Source organism: uncultured Psychromonas sp. (assembly GCF_947489755.1).
Taxonomy (GTDB): domain Bacteria; phylum Pseudomonadota; class Gammaproteobacteria; order Enterobacterales; family Psychromonadaceae; genus Psychromonas.
In genome coordinates this window covers 1-646 of sequence record NZ_CANLFB010000078.1, presented here as the reverse complement: position 1 = coordinate 646, position 646 = coordinate 1, and the positions used below count along the sequence as shown (strand labels likewise).

General features: G+C 31.9%; 1 protein-coding gene. It reads right to left on the bottom strand.

What is annotated here, in order from left to right; all coding sequences use genetic code 11:
• Positions 1–46: 46 nt before the first annotated feature.
• A complete protein-coding gene (locus Q0794_RS18075; RefSeq protein WP_298944273.1) occupies positions 47–433 on the bottom strand; it encodes a hypothetical protein in 387 nt (128 codons plus the stop codon).
• Between the last annotated feature and the right edge of the window lie 213 nt (positions 434–646).

Below are 646 nucleotides of genomic sequence, written 5' to 3'. Positions count from 1 at the left end.
TTTCATACGTCACCAAGAGAATATAATTAGTTAATAATTGAATACATTAGATCACATAATTAGGCGGAATGGTATAACACAGTAAAACGCGCTTAAACTTATCACAATGATCGTAACCTGAACTCATCGAATACGTAGAATCAATATGATTAGTCGTGAATAATGCATCTAATAAAATTCTGGGATTTTTTTCAACAAGGGATTTATGGTAGTAAAAGCACAGCATATCTTGAGTGTAAATAAATAGAAAAAAGCGACGTTCAATATTTTTTATTTTTTTGCCTTCATCACCTTTAGCTAGATCAATAGCAGATTGGTAAGCTGATTCCAACTTTGCAACCAGTTCATCTTCATTTTTATAGTCAAGATCATGTAAGCCTTTTTCAAAAAGGTCTAACTCTTTTTTAGATAAATTTAATGGTATATTGAGCAAGTGATAAATCCTTTTAATAATTTTTTATGGTACTGGCTTGAATTAGCATAACGCTCACTTAAGCTGACTAAAATAGTGGGCTAAATTTTGTTGAGGAACGAAACACCGCCCACTATTTTTGTTCCGATTTGAAGTTCTTGTTGAACGAAGCCGCTATGCGGCAGAAAAACAAAAAGACAAACAACATCCATACTTATATTTATATCACTTTTC